The sequence below is a fragment of the Microcoleus sp. genome, assembly GCF_049646505.1.
In the GTDB taxonomy this organism is placed as follows: domain Bacteria; phylum Cyanobacteriota; class Cyanobacteriia; order Cyanobacteriales; family Microcoleaceae; genus Microcoleus.
In genome coordinates this window covers 1-4,319 of the sequence record NZ_JBARVX010000248.1, presented here as the reverse complement: position 1 = coordinate 4,319, position 4,319 = coordinate 1, and the positions used below count along the sequence as shown (strand labels likewise).

The 4,319-nt window shown below is 47.0% G+C and carries 4 protein-coding genes and 1 pseudogene; 2 read left to right on the top strand and 3 right to left on the bottom strand.

Annotated elements, in window-relative coordinates:
- Positions 1 to 281, top strand: a 281-nt coding sequence (locus tag WBA89_RS13320) for a hypothetical protein (protein WP_424407098.1), incomplete at its 5' end; no start/stop codon positions are given.
- 10 nt (positions 282 to 291) lie between these two features.
- Positions 292 to 1,341 (top strand): glycosyltransferase family 4 protein, encoded by a 1,050-nt coding sequence (locus tag WBA89_RS13315; protein WP_424407096.1) that lies wholly within the window; start codon positions 292 to 294, stop codon positions 1,339 to 1,341.
- 159 nt (positions 1,342 to 1,500) lie between these two features.
- On the opposite strand, the gene WBA89_RS13310 is transcribed toward WBA89_RS13315, so the two are convergent.
- From WBA89_RS13310 to WBA89_RS13300, 3 genes and pseudogenes are all read right to left on the bottom strand, one after another.
- Positions 1,501 to 3,426: an alpha-amylase family glycosyl hydrolase gene (locus WBA89_RS13310; protein WP_424407094.1), complete on the bottom strand. Its 1,926-nt coding sequence runs from the start codon at positions 3,424 to 3,426 to the stop codon at positions 1,501 to 1,503.
- 250 nt (positions 3,427 to 3,676) lie between these two features.
- Positions 3,677 to 3,853 carry a hypothetical protein gene (locus WBA89_RS13305; protein ID WP_424407093.1) on the bottom strand — a complete coding sequence of 59 codons (177 nt, stop codon included), beginning with the start codon at positions 3,851 to 3,853 and terminating at the stop codon, positions 3,677 to 3,679.
- 92 nt (positions 3,854 to 3,945) lie between these two features.
- Positions 3,946 to 4,319 (bottom strand): annotated as a pseudogene (locus WBA89_RS13300) (metal-dependent phosphohydrolase); the annotation flags it as partial.

The following is a 4,319-nucleotide window of genomic DNA, read 5'->3' as shown; positions in this document are numbered from 1 at the left end:
GGTCTTGTTCTGGAGAAATATACATGAGGTTAAAAATAAATGTTTTAGCTAACTTTCAGGATAAAAGCTTAATTCATTTGAATCGATCGATCGACCTGTGTAGCTGTTTTTTACTCCTACAGGATTTGAGCGCGGGTGTCCTTGAAACCCCGTTTGCACTCCGGTCGATCGGGCAGTTGCTGTACCAGCCCCAGACAGGATTCTCCTGGCAATCTCCTAGAATAGAATCTTCTAAGATTAAGTTGATTTGTGCCAGCACCAGAATTATAAGAGGAGAATAAGGAGAATATTTTGAAATACCATTTAGCGTTAGGTCGCAAAATAGACCTCGATGGCATCGACCGCGATGCCCAACTCGGCAAATGCCCCCGCCACGTCATGCAGAGCGTCAGAGACCGCTTAAATGCCGCAGTCCACGCTCCCGACGGCGAAGCGATATCCTCGCTCGACAAGCTGCGATCGAAAATTTCTTCCAAACCCGAACATTGGGCCGCCGCGCGCAAATTGTCCGAGCAAGTCAGCAGCGGCGACGCGATCTTTTGTACCGGCGAGGACATTGGCATTCCAGTGGCGGTGCTGTGCGGCGCTAAACCCGACCGCCCCAAAATAGTTGTATATTTCCACAATATCGATCGGCCGCGCGGCCGAGTCGCCCTAAAACTCTTCGGTTTAGCCGACAAAATTGACGTATTCACGGTCAACGCCCGCCCTCAAACTGAGTTCGTCCGCAGCTATTTAAACATACCCGAATCCCGCATTTTAGTGCTGCCAGAACAGACAGACACCAAGTTTTTCACGCCGGGCCCGGTTTCTGCCGACAAAAAGCGGCAGACAGTTGTTAGCGTCGGACTAGAAAAGCGCGACTACCGAGTTCTAGCAGCAGCAACTGCTGACTTAGATGTTGATGTAAAAATTAGCGGCTTTTCTAGAGATGCCAAAGCTTTATCGCAAGCTTTCCCCGATACTATGCCCGAAAATATGTCCCGCAAGTTCTACGAATGGCCGGATTTAGTGCAGCTTTACCGCGATGCAGACGTAATTGCAGTTTGTTTGGCAGCCAATAAATATGCTGCTGGAGCTACGGGTTTGCTGGAAGCAATGGCCTGCAAGCGACCCGTCGCCATTACTCGGACTCAAGGTCTCGTAGATTATTTAGCGCCTGATACTGCTAAAGTTGTAGAGGTGGGAGATGCAGCAGCTTTGCGCGAGGCGATCGTCGATTTGCTAAAAAATCCTCAAGCAGCAGAATCTCGAGCGCAGCGCGGCTACGAAATGGTTGTCAACCACCACAACAGCGAACATTATGTCGATGTTTTAGTCGAGAAATTGCGATCGCTTTAAACTGGTCGGATAGCACCAATGTTAGCAACGGGCAAGATGCCCGTTCCACAAAACAGAAATTTTCTTGTGGAACAGGCATCTTGCCCGTTCATCAAAACAGAAATTTTCTTGTGGAACAGGCATCTTGCCTGTTCATCAAAAACTTGTGAAACAGGCATCTCAAGACTCCCGTCCGCTAGCCCACTTATCCCGCCATTTCACAGTCCCTTCCGAAGCTAAAACCCAGCGGCGACAAACCAGATTTTCTCGCAGCGGCGACTGTCCTTCCCGCAGCAGCGCATACTTGTAAGCAATCAACTTCCCTGCACTTTCATCAAAAGGAATTTCCCCAAACCAAGTATTAGTATTGATATACTCCAAGGGGTAGCCCTTACTAATATCCCAATTCCCCAATTCAGGACAATCTCCAATCACCACAATCCTTTCCCCAGGCTGACTTTTAACGCTGTTAAGCTGCGCCCGCACAATAGTTTTCGCCTTAACTCGCTCTCCGACGCGGCTAAAAATCATTACTTCCCCCGCACCAACCTCTAAATTGTACAGATTCCCATCTTTAACTTCAAACTTGCGGCGCGATAAAACCTCCGTATGCTCTCCATCAGGCAGCTCAGTATCAACCGCTTCAAGCGTAACCGAATCGCCGCGGTTCATCGCCACAAACACCACAGAATCGCGGTAGCGCCGCACGTAACAATAAACATCAGGAGTTAAATATTTTTGCCACTGACTGCCCATCGAAATAGCAGGATTCAGCCGCCGCAATCCAGACAGCAGCCGCACATCTCGGTAAATCTGGGAATCACTATCCCACTTTTCCATCATCGGGCGGTTGTAAGGGTCATTTCCCCCTTCTGTATCATCGTGCAGATACTGTTCGGTGCCGTAATAAATACAGGGAATGCCGCGAGTCGTCATAATTAAACATATCGCCAATTGCAGCATTTGCGGATCGCTGTTCAACGACTGAAACCTCGGCATATCGTGATTGTCGATAAACGTAATCAACTCCGTCGCCCCGTAATAGCGGTGATCCAAATCCAGCACATCTTCGATTAAATGAAATCCACCTTCTGCCCCCTGTCCCAAAGCTTCTCGAATGGCCACGCACAAACCAAAATCTAAAATAGTCATCCCCGACTCGTTGACAAACTCCACAGAACGATCGTTTCTAGGATCGCTGTAAATCCACTCGCCAAAGATGAAAACATCAGGTCTGTGAGTGGTAATGTCAGCATTGAATTCCTGCCAAAACCAAATCGGCATATGCTTTACCGTATCAACCCGCAAAGCATCAACACCTCTGTCCAGCCACTGTTTAATTGCTGACTTAATGTAACTGCGATAGGCAGTATTGTTTTCATTAAAAGTTGCTAAGCCCGACAGTTCGCAGTTTTGGACTTGCCATTCGTCTTCCCAGTTTGTCACTTCGCCGTAGTGGTGATACCAGTTGTTTTTATCATTGTTAAAATCAGCTATTTTTACGCCATCGTCGTAGAGTTCCCCTTTCTTGCCGCTAAAATCTGGGTTGCTGTGATTGCAGACAATATCGAGGACGAGTTTCATGTTTCGCTGGTGCAACTCCTGTACTAATTTGTCAAATACGGTATCTTTGGTTTCTTGTGTTTGGTTGATAGAAGGATTATCGCCTTTGGCAATAAATCGGGGATTTAGTCGCTTGAAATCTTTGATCCAGTAGCCGTGAATCGCAGCTTGTTCGATAAATAATGCTTCAACTTGCTCGAACAGCGGCGTCAGCCAAACTGCGGTAACACCCATATCTTTTAAGTAGTCGAGTTTGTCGATAACTCCCTGCAAGTCGCCGCCCCAATATTTGCCCCAATCTTTACCTTCGGGATCGTAAAGTTCGGGATTTGGGCCTTCGTTATTTTCCGGGTCGCCGTCATGAAAGCGATCGACTACAATGAAATAAATTGTTTCTTGGCGAAATTCAATGTCTCTGGTGTAGAGGAATTCTAAATCGAGTTCGCTTTCTGGTTGAACTTCTGCTACCAGAGACTCAATTTTTTCTTCGGGTTTGGTAGTTTCGTATTGAGAGGAAGTTTGAGTGGGAGTGACTGGTGTCATGAGAGATATTTTTTGATGTAGTAAGATTGGTCAGTTATTCGGAGCTAGAGTCGGAGATAGCCTTCTCATCAGACTGACTTTTACAGCATCATACGGAATTTACTGGTTTAATAAAATCTGTCTTTAGACAGATGGCGGAGTCATCTGTAGGTTTCTAGTGAGGAATGAAGTCCTCACTAGAAACCAATTTGATGGTAGTTGTGCGATTCCCTGGCCGATAGCTGGGCTTTACGGACTTTTTCCCTTTTTTCTATTCCTCCCGCAAATTTTGGATATCTTCTTTTTTGAGATTTTTGTGGGGTGGCCGAAGAGCCCGCTTCTGTATTCGATTTAAATGCCGATCGACTATCTCAACAAACTCCATCAAAGGCTTTTGGATCGAAATTCTCGCGGAAATGCCGATGGTTCGCGCCACGGTCGAACTCATCGAAAATTTGGCGCTGCAATATCGACAGGATTGCTGAATTCGATCGCGAATTACACATTTTATTGAGATTGCTTTCTCGCAACTATCGGGAATCAACGAACTGCAGCCACTTCCTCAACTTCCGCTTCAGAATGCTCCACCCGAAACACATTTGCGTTCAGGTTAGCGACAATTTGTTTCCCCTGCTGCGTCAGTTCCAAATAGCCGATCGCATCCTTGACATACCGATAAACCACATTCCAATAAAACTTAGGATACCCGTCCCGCAAATCCCCCGGATTGCGATATCCCAACACCTGATTTTGACCAGTCTCCTCAAACTCGTAAAACACCGCAGCACCCTTTTGCAAATATCGCGGGTCGCTCAACTGACCGATTAAATCCGCCGCCCGCACCAAACCCGGATAATTCGCAGTATCTCGATGATCTTCGCCCGCCGGAACCGGGAAACGAGTTAACTCAATAT

Coding starts and splice junctions, on each gene's coding strand:
- WBA89_RS13310 (WP_424407094.1), bottom strand. CDS start 3,426: ATGACACCAGTCACTCCCACTCAAACTTCCTCTCAATACGAAACTACC.
- WBA89_RS13305 (WP_424407093.1), bottom strand. CDS start 3,853: ATGAGTTCGACCGTGGCGCGAACCATCGGCATTTCCGCGAGAATTTCG.